17 protein-coding genes are annotated in these 15,762 nt (G+C 63.7%); 8 read left to right on the top strand and 9 right to left on the bottom strand.

All coding sequences use genetic code 11. The features are described from left to right. Positions 1-115 precede the first annotated feature (115 nt). The gene (locus AC3CB8_RS05980; RefSeq protein WP_015314367.1) at positions 116-397 is read left to right on the top strand and encodes a cupin domain-containing protein; all 282 of its coding nucleotides are present in this window, start codon (positions 116-118) and stop codon (positions 395-397) included. Between the two features lie 223 nt (positions 398-620). On the opposite strand, the gene AC3CB8_RS05975 is transcribed toward AC3CB8_RS05980, so the two are convergent. From AC3CB8_RS05975 to AC3CB8_RS05955, 5 genes are all read right to left on the bottom strand, one after another. Further along, a complete protein-coding gene (locus AC3CB8_RS05975) occupies positions 621-1,946 on the bottom strand; it encodes a bifunctional folylpolyglutamate synthase/dihydrofolate synthase (protein ID WP_352564372.1) in 1,326 nt (441 codons plus the stop codon). A 165-nt stretch (positions 1,947-2,111) separates the two neighbouring features. Beyond that, complete coding sequence (gene accD, locus AC3CB8_RS05970) at positions 2,112-3,038, bottom strand: acetyl-CoA carboxylase, carboxyltransferase subunit beta (RefSeq protein ID WP_023772334.1); 927 nt, start codon at positions 3,036-3,038, stop codon at positions 2,112-2,114. Between the two features lie 48 nt (positions 3,039-3,086). Next, complete coding sequence (trpA, locus tag AC3CB8_RS05965) at positions 3,087-3,926, bottom strand: tryptophan synthase subunit alpha (protein WP_023772333.1); 840 nt, start codon at positions 3,924-3,926, stop codon at positions 3,087-3,089. A 61-nt stretch (positions 3,927-3,987) separates the two neighbouring features. Continuing rightward, positions 3,988-5,238, bottom strand: a complete 1,251-nt coding sequence (gene trpB / locus AC3CB8_RS05960) for a tryptophan synthase subunit beta (RefSeq protein WP_023772332.1) — start codon at positions 5,236-5,238, stop codon at positions 3,988-3,990. Positions 5,239-5,271: 33 nt separating this feature from the next. Beyond that, positions 5,272-5,931, bottom strand: coding sequence for a phosphoribosylanthranilate isomerase (locus AC3CB8_RS05955; protein WP_023781768.1), 660 nt, complete (start codon positions 5,929-5,931; stop codon positions 5,272-5,274). A 111-nt stretch (positions 5,932-6,042) separates the two neighbouring features. Between AC3CB8_RS05955 and AC3CB8_RS05950 the strand changes: the two genes are divergently transcribed. Further along, complete coding sequence (locus AC3CB8_RS05950) at positions 6,043-6,261, top strand: hypothetical protein (RefSeq protein ID WP_023772330.1); 219 nt, start codon at positions 6,043-6,045, stop codon at positions 6,259-6,261. A gap of 6 nt (positions 6,262-6,267) precedes the next feature. Here the strand turns inward: AC3CB8_RS05950 and AC3CB8_RS05945 are convergent, their stop codons facing one another. The 4 genes from AC3CB8_RS05945 to AC3CB8_RS05930 form a co-directional block, all read right to left on the bottom strand. Then, positions 6,268-7,026, bottom strand: a complete 759-nt coding sequence (locus tag AC3CB8_RS05945) for a M48 family metallopeptidase (protein ID WP_023781769.1) — start codon at positions 7,024-7,026, stop codon at positions 6,268-6,270. A 99-nt stretch (positions 7,027-7,125) separates the two neighbouring features. Beyond that, positions 7,126-7,626, bottom strand: coding sequence for a DUF2852 domain-containing protein (locus AC3CB8_RS05940; protein WP_352564375.1), 501 nt, complete (start codon positions 7,624-7,626; stop codon positions 7,126-7,128). A 117-nt stretch (positions 7,627-7,743) separates the two neighbouring features. After that, positions 7,744-8,886 (bottom strand): benzoate/H(+) symporter BenE family transporter, encoded by a 1,143-nt coding sequence (locus tag AC3CB8_RS05935; protein WP_352564377.1) that lies wholly within the window; start codon positions 8,884-8,886, stop codon positions 7,744-7,746. A gap of 2 nt (positions 8,887-8,888) precedes the next feature. Then, positions 8,889-9,674 (bottom strand): alpha/beta hydrolase, encoded by a 786-nt coding sequence (locus tag AC3CB8_RS05930; protein WP_352564379.1) that lies wholly within the window; start codon positions 9,672-9,674, stop codon positions 8,889-8,891. Positions 9,675-9,894: 220 nt separating this feature from the next. On the opposite strand from AC3CB8_RS05930, the gene infC reads away from it, so the two are divergent. From infC to pheT, 6 genes are all read left to right on the top strand, one after another. Beyond that, positions 9,895-10,431: a translation initiation factor IF-3 gene (infC, locus tag AC3CB8_RS05925; RefSeq protein ID WP_023772325.1), complete on the top strand. Its 537-nt coding sequence runs from the start codon at positions 9,895-9,897 to the stop codon at positions 10,429-10,431. A gap of 162 nt (positions 10,432-10,593) precedes the next feature. After that, a complete protein-coding gene (locus tag AC3CB8_RS05920) occupies positions 10,594-11,241 on the top strand; it encodes a methyltransferase family protein (protein WP_023772324.1) in 648 nt (215 codons plus the stop codon). 183 nt (positions 11,242-11,424) lie between these two features. Continuing rightward, positions 11,425-11,628 (top strand): 50S ribosomal protein L35, encoded by a 204-nt coding sequence (gene rpmI, locus AC3CB8_RS05915; protein ID WP_006201248.1) that lies wholly within the window; start codon positions 11,425-11,427, stop codon positions 11,626-11,628. Between the two features lie 20 nt (positions 11,629-11,648). Continuing rightward, positions 11,649-12,050 carry a 50S ribosomal protein L20 gene (gene rplT, locus AC3CB8_RS05910; RefSeq protein WP_006201247.1) on the top strand — a complete coding sequence of 134 codons (402 nt, stop codon included), beginning with the start codon at positions 11,649-11,651 and terminating at the stop codon, positions 12,048-12,050. Positions 12,051-12,163: 113 nt separating this feature from the next. After that, the gene (gene pheS, locus AC3CB8_RS05905; protein ID WP_051407637.1) at positions 12,164-13,294 is read left to right on the top strand and encodes a phenylalanine--tRNA ligase subunit alpha; all 1,131 of its coding nucleotides are present in this window, start codon (positions 12,164-12,166) and stop codon (positions 13,292-13,294) included. 43 nt (positions 13,295-13,337) lie between these two features. Continuing rightward, entirely contained in the window at positions 13,338-15,746 is a 2,409-nt protein-coding gene (gene pheT, locus AC3CB8_RS05900) for a phenylalanine--tRNA ligase subunit beta (RefSeq protein WP_352564381.1), read from the top strand. The last annotated feature ends 16 nt before the right edge of the window (positions 15,747-15,762 follow it).

The raw sequence follows: 15,762 nt of genomic DNA, 5'->3' as shown, positions 1-15,762 counted from the left end.
GCAAAAAGCCCGGCCATCGCGCCGGGCTTTTTGTTGGCGTCATCGGTGCGCCGCTCTGGCCCTCACATCGGGGCACTCCATGTCCTCTGTTGGCAGCAGAAGCAGGGAGAGAAAAATGACCGGATCCGCCAAGGCCACCGTCTTCATCGACAACGAGCGCGTCATCGTCACCGAATACCGCTTCCAACCGGGCGACAATACCGGCTGGCATCGCCACGGCCACGACTACGTCGTCGTGCCACTGATGGACGGCAAGCTGAAGCTGGTCACCAAGGACGGCGAAACCTTCGCCGAGATGAAGAAAGGCGCGCCGTATTTCCGCAAGGAGGGAGTGGAACACGACGTCGTCAGCGCCAATGAGGGTGAGTACGCTTTTATCGAGATCGAGCTGAAGTAAGCGGCACCTCTGACGTTGACCGAAACCTCCCCAACTTCGTCCATACCAGGGCGAAGCAGGTGCGAAGCTCCGTCGGGAAGACCCAAGTATCCATGCCGTGACGGCCATCGACGAATACAGCGGAAGGAAATTCTGTACCGCTGCGGCGCTTTGAAGTCGCGGCATGGATCCTGGCGTCAGCGCTGCGTCTCTACGCCCTGAGATAACGAGGCAATGGACGGCCTCAGGTCGGGGGCGTGCCGTTCTCGGCGAGAACCGTGCCGGCCAGGTACAGCGACCCGCCGATCAGGATGCGCGGCGTTGGGCCGTCCCAGGTGTCGCGCAGCAGCATCAGGGCGCTGGCGACGGAGCTTACCGGCTCGGCCGTCAGCCCGGCTTCCGTGGCACGGATCGCCAGTTCGTCATTCGGCACACCGGCATCGCTCATGCTCACGGGCACGGTGTAGACATGCCGGACGAGGCCCTTGAAGGCGCGGAAATAGCCGGCCTGGTCCTTGGTGTTGATCATGCCCGAAATGAGGAAGAGCGGACGCGGGTTTTTTTCTTCCTGCTCGGCCAGCGCTTCGGCGACGACGACGCCGGCACCGGGATTATGGCCGCCGTCGAGCCAGATGTCGGCGCCCTTCGGCGCCAGTTCCGCCAGCCGGCCCTGCGCCAGCTTCTGCATGCGGCCGGGCCAGGCGACGTTGGTCATTGCCTTCTCGGCGGCGCGGTGGGCGATCTCGAAGCCGGCCGCCTTGACGGCGGCGATCGCGGCGGCCGCATTGGCGAACTGGTGGCGACCGGGCAGGCGCGGCGCCGGCAGATCCATCAACCCATCATCGTCCTGGTAGACCATGCGGCCGTTCTCCTCGAAAGCGAGAAAATCCTGCCCGTAGACGAGGGTCGGGCATTCCAGCCGCTCGGCCGCGTCGATCAGCACCTGTAGCGCCGTCTCGCTTTCCTGCGCGCCGACGACCACCATGCAGCCACGCTTCATGATCCCGGCCTTTTCGGCCGCGATCAGTTCGACGCGATCGCCGAGATAGGCCTCATGGTCCATCGACACCGGCATGATCACCGACACGGCCGGCCGCGCGATGACATTGGTGGCGTCGAAACGGCCGCCAAGACCGACCTCGATGATCGCGACATCGGCCGGATGTTCCGAAAACAGAATGAAGGTGACGGCGGTGAGAATTTCGAAGACGGTGATCTTCTGGCCTGCATTGGCCTTCGCAACGCGGGCAATGGCCTCCGCGAATATGTCGTCGTCGACCAGCCTGCCGCCGCCTTCGGCGGCCAGCCTGTAGCGCTCGTGCCAGCTGACCAGATGCGGCGAGGTGTGGACATGGACGAGCCGGCCGGAGGCTTCCAGCAGCGCCCGCGAGAAGGCGGCGCAGGAACCCTTGCCGTTGGTGCCAGCGATGTGGATGACCGGCGGCAGCAGGTCCTGCGGATTGCCCAATCGCTCCAACAGCCGCGAGATGCGGTCGAGCGAAAGGTCGAAGCCCTTCGGGTGAAGCGCCATCAGGGCTTCGATTTCACGGTCCGCGGCAAGCGTCGTCATGGCAAATCCCGTGCATGGCCTGGAGCCAGAATCGCTCCCGCAAAGACCACGGCTATCAAAAGGCTACAGCGCGCAACGGATGCCGCGCAATCGCTGTTCGCGGCGGCCAATGTCGCGTCAGGCCAGTCTCACGTCAGGCCAGTCTCGCGTCAGGCCAGTGTAGCGTCAAGCTTGCGGCCGGACCTCGGCGGCGACCACGGCCGGCGGCAGGATTTCCGGTTCCAGAGGCTTTTGCTCTTCCGGCATCTTGAGCAGCATCTTCAACAGGCGGGCGATGGTCTCCCGCAGCTCCAGCCGCGACACCACCATGTCGACCATGCCGTGCTCCATCAGATATTCGGAGCGCTGGAAGCCGTCCGGCAATTTCTCGCGGATGGTCTGTTCGATGACACGCGGCCCGGCAAAACCGATCAGCGCGCCGGGCTCGGCGATGTGCACGTCGCCCAGCATGGCATAGGAGGCGGTGACGCCGCCGGTGGTCGGGTTGGTCAGCACGACGATGTAGGGCAGGCCGGCTTCCTTCAGCCGGTCGACACCAACCGTAGTGCGCGGCAATTGCATGAGGGACAGAATACCTTCCTGCATGCGCGCGCCCCCGGAGGCGGCGAACAGGATCAACGGCCGCTTGCGCTGCAAGGCGACCTCGAAGCCACGCACGATGGCATCACCCGCGGCCATGCCGAGCGAGCCGCCCATGAAAGCGAAATCCTGCACCGTCACCACCACCGGCAAGCCCTCGACGGTCCCCAGCGCATTGATGATGGCATCTTCCAGGCCGGTCTTGGCCTTGGCGTCCTTCAGCCGGTCGACATAGCGTTTCTCGTCGCGGAACTTCAGCGGATCCTGCATGACCTTGGGATTGTCCAGGGTCTCGTACTTGCCGTCATCGAAGAAGAATTTCAGCCGCTCCTTGGCCGAGATCTTCATGTGATGGCCGGAAGACGGGATGACGAACTGGTTGGATTCCAGGTCCTTGTGGAACACCATCTCGCCGGTCTCGGGATCCTTGATCCAGAGATTCTCGGGCATGTCGGTGCGCCGGCCGAGCATCGAATTGATCTTCGGGCGAACGTAGTTGGTGATCCAGTTCATCGCTTCGGCTCCTGTCCTGACGAAGAGTTGGGCAAAGACGTAGGGAAACTATTCGGCGGCAGCAAGGCGGGCCGAGCGCACGCCTTGCGCAAGGCCGCTCACCAGTGTGGCGACTGCCTCCGCCGGATCGGCGGTCTTTTCACCCTTCGGCCCCAGCACGTTCGCGACCGCGTTGACGATCGCCGTGCCGACGACCACGCCGTCGGCGTTGGCGCCGATCACGCGCGCCTGTTCGGCGGTCTTGACGCCGAACCCGACGCAGACCGGCAGGTTGGTGTGACCCTTGATGCGCTGGACCGCCGTGGCGACCTTGCCGGTGTCGGCAAGCGCCGAGCCGGTGATGCCGGTCATGGACACGTAGTAAACGAAGCCGGATGTGTTCTGCAGGACCTTGGGCAGGCGCTTGTCGTCGGTGGTCGGCGTCGCCAGCCGGATGAAATTGATGCCGGCCTTCAGCGCCGGGATGCAGAGTTCCTCATCCATCTCCGGCGGCAGGTCGACGACGATCAGCCCGTCGATGCCGCTGGCGATCGCGTCCTTCAGGAAACGGTCGACGCCGTAGATGTAGATCGGGTTGTAGTAGCCCATCAGCACGATCGGCGTTTCATCGTCGCCGGCGCGGAAGTCGGACGCCATCTTCAGCGTCTTGACCAGCGTCTGGCCGCCTTTGAGCGCCCTGAGGCCCGCCGCCTGGATCGCCGGGCCGTCGGCCATCGGGTCGGAAAACGGCATGCCGAGCTCGATGACGTCGGAGCCGGCGCCGGGCAGCGCCTTCATGATCGACAGCGAGGTTGCATAGTCGGGGTCGCCACCCATGAAATAGGTGACGAGCGCCGGGCGGCCCTCGGCCTTGAGCTTCGCCATGCGGCGGTCGATGCGGGTTGTCATGTCAGGCCCTTTGGACGAATTTTGTTCATAATCAACTCCCAAGTCGAACGGTCCAAAGGGCCTAGATCTCCATGCCCAGCATCGAGGCCACCGTGTGGACGTCCTTGTCGCCACGGCCGGACAGATTGACGATGACGATCTGGTCCTTGTCCATGGCGGGCACGATCTTGACCGCATGGGCGATGGCGTGCGCGGATTCCAGCGCCGGGATAATGCCTTCGACGCGCGTCGTCAGCTTGAAGGCTTCGAGCGCCTCGTCGTCAAGGATCGGCACATATTCGACACGGCCGGAGTCGCGCAGCCACGAATGCTCCGGGCCGACGCCGGGATAATCGAGGCCGGCCGAAATCGAATGGCCGTCCATGATCTGGCCGTCGGCATTCTGCAGGAGATAGGTGCGGTTGCCGTGCAGCACACCGGGGGAGCCGGCATTCATCGAGGCGCAATGCTCGATGCCGTCGAGGCCGCGCCCGCCGGCTTCGATGCCGATGATACGAACCTCCTTGTCATCGAGGAAGGGATGGAACATGCCGATGGCGTTGGACCCGCCGCCGACGGCGGCGATGATGGTGTCGGGCAGCCGCCCTTCCTGTTCGAGGATCTGCGCGCGCGCCTCGGTTCCGATTACCGACTGGAAATCGCGCACCAGTTCGGGATAGGGGTGCGGACCGGCGGCGGTGCCGATCAAATAATAGGTGTCCTCGACATTGGTCACCCAATCACGAAGGGCTTCGTTCATGGCGTCCTTCAGCGTACCGTGACCGGCGGTAACGGGCCGCACTTCGGCGCCGAGCAGCTTCATGCGGAAGACGTTGGGGCTCTGGCGGGCGACGTCTGTCGCGCCCATATAGACGACGCAGGGAAAGCCGAAGCGGGCGGCGACCGTGGCGGACGCCACGCCATGCTGGCCGGCACCGGTCTCCGCGATGATGCGCTTCTTGCCCATGCGCTTGGCCAGCAGGATCTGTCCGAGGCAGTTGTTGATCTTGTGCGAACCGGTGTGGTTCAAATCCTCGCGCTTAAAATAGACTTTCGCGCCGCCCCCGAGGCCCTTCGCCGAGGAAACCTCACGAAGATGTCTGGTCAGGCCCTCGGCGAAGTAGAGCTTCGACGGCCGGCCGGCATAATGGGTCGAAAGACCGGTCAGTTCAGCCCTGAAATCCGGATCGTTCTTGACCTCGTTCCAGTTTTTCTCCAGGTCGAGGATCAGCGGCATCAGCGTTTCGGCAACGAACCGACCGCCGAAAATGCCGAACATGCCCTGTTCGTCGGGTCCGGTGCGGAAGGAATTGGGTGTCGCCGGCTTGTTCATCGCCGATCTCCTGCATCTTGATTGGGAGTACGCTCAGGCGGCGCGATCATCGCGTGCTGCCCGGACGGCTCGGAAAAACTGTTCGATCAGCGCCGGATCCTTGACGCCCGGGGCGCTTTCCACGCCCGAGGAAATGTCTATCGCGGGCGGATTGGCAAGCCGAAGGGCATCGCCGATGTTGGCGGCGTTGAGCCCACCGGAAAGCATGTAATCGATCCCGGCGTCAAGGCCGGCGAGAATGCGCCAGTCGAAGGCGACGCCATTGCCGCCCGGCAGCTCCGAGCCCTTTGGCGGCTTGGCGTCGAACAGGAACCGGTCGGCGATGCCGACAAACGGCTTTGTCCGTTCGAGATCGGCGGCCTCGCTGAGCGGCAACGCCTTCATCACCGGCAGCCCATGGCGGGCTTTCAGTTCAGCCACTCGCTCGGGGGTTTCGGAGCCGTGCAGTTGCAGCATGTCGGGCTGCAGCTTTTCGACGATTTCGTCGAGGAAGGCGTCTCTGGCATCGACGGTGACGGCAACCGCCAAGGCCTTGCCACGAGCCGCTTCGCGCAGACGGCCGGCTTCGGCCGGCTCAACATAACGCGGGCTTTTTGGAAAGAAGATGAACCCGACATGGCTGGCGCCGCCGGCCAGGGCCGCGGCCATTGCCTGGTCGGTCTTCAAGCCGCAGATCTTGATGTCGAGCGCCATGGCGCGGAATTGGCACGAAAAGCGCCAAGAGTCGAGAAAAAGCATGCTGTTTGCCGGCAAGGCCAAAGGCGCTACCTATGGATGGACAGCATGCAAGGCGGGAGCACAGCCATGGACGACCAGACCGTTGCCGAACTGAAGCAAAAGATCGCGCAGGCGCGTGAGGTCATAGCGCACCTCATGGACAGGGCCGCCTTCAACGGCGCCGAGGCGCATCGGGCGCTGGATTATTTCGGCGGCGAAGCTTTCGATCGGAACTTTCTACCCTGGCCGCAGCATGCTGACGAAGGGTTGCGGCCGGATGAGCTCAATGCGGCGAATGATGACTGAGGCGCCCTACTCGAACACAATCGCCTGCAGGGCGCCGCCATTGCGCTTCAGCCAGTCCTTGCAGCGGTCGGTGTCGGGGCAGAGCTTTTCGCACAGTTTCCAGAATTTCGGCCCGTGGTTCATCTCCTTGAGATGCGCCACCTCATGCGCGACGAGGTAATTTATGACAGGCTGCGGCGCCATCATGATGCGCCAGGAAAAGGACAGATTGCCTTCCGAAGTGCAGGAGCCCCAGCGGCTGGAGGTGTCCTTGTAGCGGATCGCCTTGGCGCGCTTGCCAAGCGCCTCCGTATGCTTGACGACCAGCTTCTCGATCTCTTTCTTGGCCTCGCGCTTCAAAAAATCGGCGATGCGGCGCGGCAGATGGATGCGGTCGCCATGCACGATCAGCAGCGGGCCGCGGTCGTCGCGCGATATGGTGACAGTGCCTCGCTTTGACGGCTCATGCACGATACGGTGGGCCACGCCTCGTACCGGAATCCTTATGCCCGGACGCACCTGCGGCCGCGTCGGCACCTTGGCCAGCCGCTGTTCCAGCCAGTCCTGGTGGCGGTCGAGGAACCTGTCCACTTCGCCGCGGCGCAGGCCCGGCGGCACGGTGATGCGCAGGCCCTGTCCGCCGGACTCGATGCGCAGCGTCAGACGCTTTGCCCTGGCGCTCTCGACGATCTTGAGCGGCAGCGTGCGGCCGGCGACGCAATATTCTCGCTCCACGACAGGCGTGGGTTTGGGCTTTGTCAGATTGCGGAAGAACCCGATGGTCATGGCGGGACGATACGCGATTCGAGGCGAACGAATAGAACAAAAAAGAAACGGCGCCGCTCGCGCGACGCCGTCATCATACCTTGGCCCTGTCGCCGGGCTTCAGTCGTCGAGCAGGTTCGAGCCTTTGCCACGCTTGGTGGGGGTCGCTTCGGTGCTCGGATCGGTCTTGGTGCTCGGATCGGTCTTGGCCGGCGCGGTCGACTTGTTGCGGTTGGCCATGAACCGGTCGAACTCGTCCTGATCCTTGGCGCGGCGCAATTCGCGGGCATACTCGTCGAACTGCGTCAGCATCTCGTCGAGCTTGCGGCGCTCTTCGTCCAGGCGCTCAAGCTCCTTTTCGCGCCAGTCGTCGAAAGCGACGTTGCCGGTGCGGGCGGAGCCGTTGCCCCAGCGCGCGGCCTTGTCGGAGCCACGGCGACAACCGGCGAAGATGCCGTCGGTCGCGCGGTTGACGTCACGCTTGAAGCCCTCGAGCCGGTCGCCCCAGATGATGTAGGCGAGCATGGCGAAGCCGAGCGGCCAGAACACCATGAAACCGATCACCATCAACGCGATGGTCGCCGGCGTCCAGGCCGGGCGGATCAATGCAGATGTGTTCATTTTCTCCCATTCCTTCGGTTGGAGACAGCCAGAACCGGCTGCGTGGAATCGAAATGGGAAGGCGAAAACGGCGATTCAAGACAATGCCCGCCAAAACCGAACAACGGCCTGAAATGATTATCGCTTTTTGAGCATATCGAGGAAAAGCACGACCAACCCGGCGATCAGGCCCCAAAATGCGGCGCCGACACCGAACAGCGTCAGCCCGGAGGCGGTAACGACGAAGGTGACGGTTGCGGCCATGCGCTCGCCCTCGTCCCTGAGCGCGATCGCCAGCGCGTTGGCGAGCGATCCCATCAGCGCAAGTCCCGCCACCAGCACGATCAGGCTCTGCGGCAGGACGGCGAAGATCGCCACCAGCGAAGCGCCGAAGATGGCGAAGACGAGGTAGGCAAGCGCGTAGAACGGCCCGGTCTTCCAGCGCTCGGCGGGATCGGGATGGACGTCAGGCCCGGTGCAGATGGCCGCCGAGATCGCCGCCAGATTGGTGGTTCCGGCACCGAATGGCGCCGACAGGAGCGAAAACAGGCCGGTGACGCCGATCAGCGGGCCAGGTTCGGGGTGGTAGCCGGCCGCCCGCAGTACCGCGAGCCCCGACAGGTTCTGCGAAGCCATGGTGACGAGGTAGAGCGGCAGCGCCAGGCCGATGATCGCCTTGGCGGTGAAATGGGGAGCGATAACCGTCAGTGTCGATAGTTCGGGCGCGGGCAGGCCGCCGACACGGCCCGTGAGGAAGGCGGCAAGGCCACCGCCAACCAGCACCGCCAGCACCGACAGCGCCGGATTGAACAGCCGAATGACGAAGAATGCCGCGATCAGCGGCAAGATGAGCCAAGGGTCCGCCGGAATAGCCTTCATGGCATTGACGGCGAAGGTGACGACGATGCCGGCCAGCATGCCGGAGGCGACCGAAGCCGGTATTCTCGATATCAGCCGGGTGAGCGGCCCAAACAGGCCGGTCGCGACCAGCAGCACGCCCGTGACGATATAGGCGCCGACGGCCTCGCCCATCGAAAAGCCGCTCGAGGCGGCGACCAGTGCAAGGCCCGGCGTCGACCAGGCGGTGATGACAGGCATTTTCGTGCGCCAGGACAGCCACAGGCACTCGGCGGTCATGGCCAGGCAGATCGCCGTCACCCCGCTCGCAGTCTCGACCTGCGTCGCCCCGACCGCCTTGGCGGCGGCAATCACGATGGCCAGCGTGCCGCCGAAACCGACGATGGCCGCGACGAAAGCGGAGATCGGGATGGACAGGCGCATCGTCAATGGCCTCGCTTGGCCAGGTCGCCGACCGCCCGCACCAGCATGTCGAGATCCTGGGGCCGCGACAGGCGATGGTCACCATCGGGGATCAGCGACAGCGTTACATCGTCGGCAGGCAGCAGGCTGACCAGCCTCAAGGCGTGGCTCGACGGCACGTCCGCGTCGGCCAGCCCCTGCAAGATGTGAACCGGGCAATGCGTGTCGATCGGCCCGGCCATTACCCGGTTATTGCGCCCATCCTCGATCAGGGCGCGGGTGTAGACGTAAGGCTCGGCGGAATAATCCGAGGGTTCCGCGAAGAAGCCCTTTTCGGCGAGATCGCGCTTCTGCGCCTTGGTCAGCACCGGCTCGATCAGGTCGCTTGTAAAATCCGGCGCCGGGGCCAGCAGCACCAGGCCGACGACGGCTGCGTCGCCCGCCTTGCGCAATTCCTGTACCATGCGCAGCGCGATCCAGGCGCCCATCGACGAGCCGACCAGGATCTGATCGCCTTTGGCGAAATGCCGGAAGACGGCAAGGCTTTGCGCAAGCCATTTCGAGATCGTACCGTCGGCGAAGGCGCCACCGGATTCGCCATGGCCCGAATAATCGTGCCGCAGGAAGGCCCGGCCTTCAGTTGCCGCCCAGTCCGACAGCGTCTCGGCCTTCGTGCCCAGCATGTCCGACTTGTAGCCGCCGAGCCAGACGATGCCGGGCGTCGAGCCGTCTGAATGGCGCACCGCGATATCAGATCCGTCGACATCCAGAAAAACTGGAGCCAGAGAGGATGGAGGCGTGGCGATCATGGCTTTTCCTCAGGCCCGTCTTTTGGCACGCGGCCCTTGTGGCACAGCCGGAGGCGTGGCGAAAAGTACTCGCGCTGTTTCTTTGTTTGGTGCAGGCCGGCGATCAGGGTGATTTTCTGTCAATGCTGTGCTATTGACTCCGCCCGCGCGCTCACCACATTGGCGCGTCCACGTATCAAGACGACAAATCCCGAACGAAACGGCCAAGGAGACCACGACCATTCGCAGACCTTTCAAAGCAGCGGCGCCGACCAAGGATGGGCCGCGCTCCAATCGTGACATCCGGGTTCCCCGGGTCCAGCTTATCGACGCCGACGGCCAGAATCGCGGCGATATTTCCATCAACGACGCATTGCTGCTCGCCGAAGAGGCCGGGCTCGATCTCGTCGAAATATCGCCCAACGCGGTCCCCCCCGTCGTAAAAATCCTCGATCTCGGCAAGTTGAAATACGCCAACCAGAAGAAGGCGGCCGAGGCGCGCAAGAACCAGAAGGTCATCGAGATCAAGGAGATCAAGATGCGCCCGAACATCGACAGCCATGACTACGAGACCAAGATGAAGGCGGTGCGCCGCTTCTTCGAGGAAGGCGACAAGGTCAAGTTGACGCTGCGCTTCCGCGGCCGCGAGATGGCGCATATGGAACTCGGCATGCAGCTTCTGAACAAGGTGCGCGAGGAGGTGGCGACCATTGCCAAGGTGGAAGCCGAGCCGAAGCTCGAAGGCCGCCAGATGATGATGGTGCTGGCCCCGCGCTAAAGTTTGCGGAGCCCACGTGGATCACGATGACGTCAGGCCCGGACATCGCGCTCTAAATCCGCCCGAATTGTGCTACAGGGCGTCCCGGCGATCGGCGGGACGCTCTATTTCTTAGATCAAAGCCGCGATCGCCGGCAAAGCTCTTCGACGATCGGATCCCGCATGGCCAACGAAAAGGTTTTGGACGTCAAGGACGTCAAACACGGGCTGGGCAACTACCAGCAGATGCGCCGGCTGGTGCTTGCCGTGCTCGTCCTGGTGCTGTTTCTGGCGCTGCTGTTCGGCCAGTCGACCTTCCCGCCGGACACGCCGGTGCACGAAACGATCGAGATGTTCGGCGTGCTCTTGATTTTCCTCGGCATCGTCGGGCGCCTCTGGGCGACGCTCTATATAGGCGGGCGCAAATCCTCCGAGGTGGTGACCGGCGGCCCCTATTCGATCACCCGCAACCCGCTCTACGTGTTCTCGACCGTCGCCGCCGCCGGTGTCGGCGCGCAGATCGGCTCGTTCTCCGGCATCATCCTTTTCGCGGTTCTGTGCGCCGGCGCCTTCCATATCGTCATCCTGCGCGAGGAGAAATTCCTCAAGGAAGCGCTCGGTGTAACCTATGCCGCCTATCTGGCACGCGTGCCGCGCTTCTTCCCCAAGCTTTCGCTCTACGAGGAAGGCGACACCGGCAGCTTCAAGCCGCGCCTGCTTTTGACCACACTGCTCGACGGGCTGGTGTTCCTGATCGCGCTGCCGGCCTTCGAACTGATCGACGGCGCGCAATTGTCGGGCATGCTGCCGGTCTGGTTTAGGCTGCCGTGACCGGGGACAGTGCGTCCAGGGTGCCGAGGTGTTGCGCCCGCGCCATCTTTGATCTATAGCACCGCCGTTCCAAGAAAACCGCCCGGCAGGGCATGCCGTGGCGGTTTCATTTGCTTTTCGGGCTTTGGTCGGCCCGGAGCGAACAAGAAGCGCGATCGTGCGCCAACAATACGGAGTAGCAAAATGCCCAAGATGAAGACCAAATCGGCCGCCAAGAAGCGGTTCAAGATCACAGGTACGGGTAAAGTCCTGTCGGCTGCGGCCGGCAAGCGTCACGGCATGATCAAGCGTTCCAACAAGTTCATTCGAAATGCCCGCGGCACGATGGTTCTGGCTGAACCGGATGGCAAGAAGGTCATCAAGAATTTTCTTCCGAACGGCCTTTAAGTTTTTAAGGAGATCATGACATGGCACGCGTAAAAAGAGGCGTCACCTCGCACGCCAAGCACAAGAAGGTCCTGAAAGCCGCGAAAGGCTTCTACGGCCGCCGCAAGAACACCATCCGCATCGCCAAGCAGGCGGTGGAAAAGTCGCTGCAGTACGCTTACCGCGACCGCAAGAACCGCAAGCGCTCGTTCCGCGCGCTGTGGATCCAGCGCATCAACGCGGCGACGCACGAGCATGGCCTGACCTATGGCCGCTTCATCGACGGCTTGAACAAGGCCGGCATCGAGATCGATCGCAAGATCCTGTCCGACATGGCCATCCACGAGCCGCAGGCTTTCGCCGCCCTGGTGGCCAAGGCCAAGGTCGCGCTCGAATATCTGAAGAACACCACGCCGAATGCTTTTGAAAGCGCTGTCGCCTAAGACCAGCGCTTCCCAAACATTCGCAATTCTGATTATGGGGAACCCGCGCTGGCACGGCTGGCGCGGGTTTTTCTTATGCCTGATGTAACCAAAATGGCGACAGACGAACCAATATGGTGTCGATCGCCGATGGAGAGAGCTTCGCCGTGAACGCCACCGCTGGAAATCTTGAAGCCCTGGAAGATTCGCTTCTGGCCGACATCGCATCGGCCGTCGACGAGCCGGCCATCGAGGCCGTGCGCATCGCTGCCTTCGGCAAGAAGGGCACCGTGTCCGAGATGCTGAAAACGCTTGGCGCGATGAGCGCCGAGGACCGGCAGGTGAAGGGCCCGGCCATCAACGGCCTCAAGAACCGTGTCACCGAGGCGCTGACGGCCCGCAAGGCTGAACTGAAGGATGTGGCGATCGCCGCCCGTCTGGCGGCCGAGAAGGTCGACGTGACGCTGCCGGTGCGGCAGTCACCGGCCGAGCGCGGCCGCATCCATCCGATCAGCCAGGTCATCGACGAGATCGCCGCGATCTTCGGCGATCTCGGCTTCGCCATCGCCGAAGGTCCCGATATCGAGACCGACTACTATAATTTCACCGCGCTGAATTTCCCGGAAGGCCATCCGGCGCGCGAGATGCACGACACGTTCTTCTTCCAGCCGGACGAGAAGGGCGAGCGCAAGCTTTTGCGCACTCACACCTCGCCGGTGCAGATCCGCACCATGGAGAAGCAGAAGCCGCCGATCCGCATCGTCATTCCGGGCAAGACCTATCGCCAGGATTCCGACGCCACCCACTCGCCGATGTTCCATCAGGTCGAGGGGCTGGTGATCGACAAATCGGCCAACGTCGCCAACATGAAGTGGGTGCTGGAAGAGTTCTGCAAGGCCTTCTTCGAAGTGCAGCAGCTCAAGATGCGCTTTCGCCCGTCCTTCTTCCCGTTCACCGAGCCAAGCCTCGAGGTCGATATCCAGTGCGACCGCTCGCGGCCCGGCGAAGTGCGCTTCGGCGAAGGCTCCGACTGGTTGGAGATCCTCGGCTGCGGCATGGTGCACCCCAACGTGCTGCGCGCCGGCGGGCTCGATCCCGACGAGTATCAGGGCTTTGCCTGGGGCATGGGCATCGACCGCATCGCCATGCTGAAATACGGCATGCCCGACCTGCGCGCCTTCTTCGACGCCGACGTCCGCTGGCTATCGCATTACGGCTTCCGCCCGCTCGACATGCCGACGCTGTTCGGAGGCCTGAGCGCGTGACCGTCCTGAAGACTCCTGCTGCCAGCTATTACGGAACAGCCCAATGAAATTCACCCTCTCCTGGCTCAAGGATCACCTTGAAACCGACGCCACGCTTGACGAGATCGTCGAGCGGCTGACCTCGATCGGCCTCGAGGTCGAGCATGTCGACGATAAGGCGGGGCTGAAACCCTTCGTTATCGCCAAGGTGCTGACGGCGGTGCAGCACCCCGATGCCGACCGGCTGCGGGTGCTGACCGTCGATACCGGCGACGGCAAGCCGCCTGTGCAAGTGGTGTGTGGCGCGCCGAACGCCCGGGCCGGCCTGATCGGCGCCTTTGCCGCGCCCGGCACCTATGTGCCCGGCATCGACGTGACGCTGACGGTCGGCAAGATCCGAGGCGTCGAAAGCCATGGCATGATGTGTTCCGAGCGCGAGCTGGAACTGTCCGACGAGCATAATGGTATCATCGACCTGCCCGAGGATGCGCCGGTCGGCACCAGCTTTGCGTCCTATGCGCATCTCGACGATCCGGTCATCGAGATCAATCTGACGCCGAACCGGCCCGATGCCACCAGCGTCTACGGCATCGCGCGGGATCTGGCGGCGAGCGGGCTTGGCCGCCTTGTCGGCGGGGCGATCATGCCGCATGTCGGCAACGGCATGTGCCCGGTGAAAGCGACCATCGAAGCGCCGGAGCTTTGCCCCGGCTTCGCACTCAGGCTGGTCAAGGATGTCAGGAATGGCCCGTCGCCGAAATGGCTTCAGCAGCGGCTGATCGCCATTGGGCTGAGGCCGATCAGCGCGCTGGTCGACATCACCAATTACGTCACCTTCGACCGCGGACGGCCGCTGCATGTCTTCGATGCCGCCAAGGTCGCCGGCAACCTCGTGGTGCGCCGCGCCAGGAACGGCGAAAAGGTGCATGCGCTCGACGGGCGCGAATACACGCTGACGCCGGAGATGTGCGTGATCGCGGACGACAATGGCGTCGAGTCCATTGCCGGCATCATGGGTGGCGAACACTCCGGCTGTGACGAGAACACGACGAACGTGCTGATCGAATCCGCTCTTTGGGACCCGATCACCACGGCCCGCACCGGCCGCACGCTCGGCATCATCACCGACGCGCGCTATCGCTTCGAGCGCGGTGTCGACCCTGAATTCATGGTGCCGGGCATCGAACTGGCGACCAAGCTGGTGATCGATTTCTGCGGCGGCACGCCTACCGAAACCGAGGTGGCCGGCTATGCCGGACATCAACCCAAAATCGTTTCCTTTCCATTGTCGGAAGTGAAGCGGCTGACCGGTATCGAGGTGCCGAAGGCGGAGAGCCTCGACATCCTGTCGCGTCTCGGCTTCCACGCGCAGGGATCGGGCGACGTCGTCGACGTCACGGTGCCCTCCTGGCGCCCCGATGTCGACGGCAAGGCCGATCTGGTCGAGGAGATCATGCGCATCCATGGCGTCGACAACATCGCCCCGCAGCCGCTCGGCGCGCATGACGTGGTCAACGGCAAGATCCTGACGACGCTGCAGATCCGCACGCGTGCCGCCAAGCGTTCGCTTGCCGTGCGCGGCATGATGGAGGCCGTTACCTGGTCGTTCATCCCGGCCAAACACGCCGAACTCTTCGGCGGCGGCCAGACGGCGCTGAAGCTTGCCAACCCGATTGCCGCCGACATGTCCGACATGCGGCCCTCGCTGCTGCCGGGGCTGATTTCGGCCGCGCAGCGCAACGCCGACAAGGGCATTGGCGACGTGGCGCTGTTCGAGGTCTCGGGCACCTATGAGGGCGACGGCGCCGACCAGCAGCGGCGCGTCGCCGCCGGCGTGCGTCGCGGCACGGCAAAGCTCGACGGCTCCGGCCGCAACTGGGCCGGCAATTCGGGCCCGGTCGGCGTATTCGACGCCAAGGCCGACGCGATCGCCGCGCTCGAAGCCTGCGGTGCGCCGGTCGACCGGCTGCAGATCGAGGCGGGCGGCCCGGCCTGGTACCATCCCGGCCGTTCCGGAACGATCAAGCTCGGTCCGAAGACCGTACTTGGCACATTCGGCGAGTTCCATCCGAAGACGCTGGAAGGGCTCGATGTCTCGGGGCCGCTCTGCGGCTTCGAGGTGTTCGTCGATGCCGTGCCGGAGCCGAAGGCCAAGCCTACCAAGACCAAGCCCAGACTGGACCTATCTGCCTTCCAGGCGGTGAAGCGCGACTTCGCCTTCGTCGTCGACAAAGCGGTCGAGGCCGGCACGCTGGTACGTGCCGCGCTCGCCGCCGACAAGAAGCTGATCACTGCTGTCTCGGTCTTCGACGTGTTCGAAGGCGCGTCGCTGGGCGAAGGCAAGAAGTCGATCGCCATCGAAGTGTCGATCCAGCCGACCGAGAAGACGCTGACCGACGAGGATTTCGAGGCGCTGGCCAAGCGCATCGTCGAGAATGTCGGCAAGCAGACTGGCGGCGTGTTGCGCGGCTGAGACTTGCGAGGGAATG

The sequence above is a fragment of the Mesorhizobium sp. P160927 genome, from assembly GCF_057766385.1.
The sequence above is the reverse complement of the archived record's forward strand: the minus strand, read 5'-3'. Positions and strand labels throughout refer to the sequence as shown.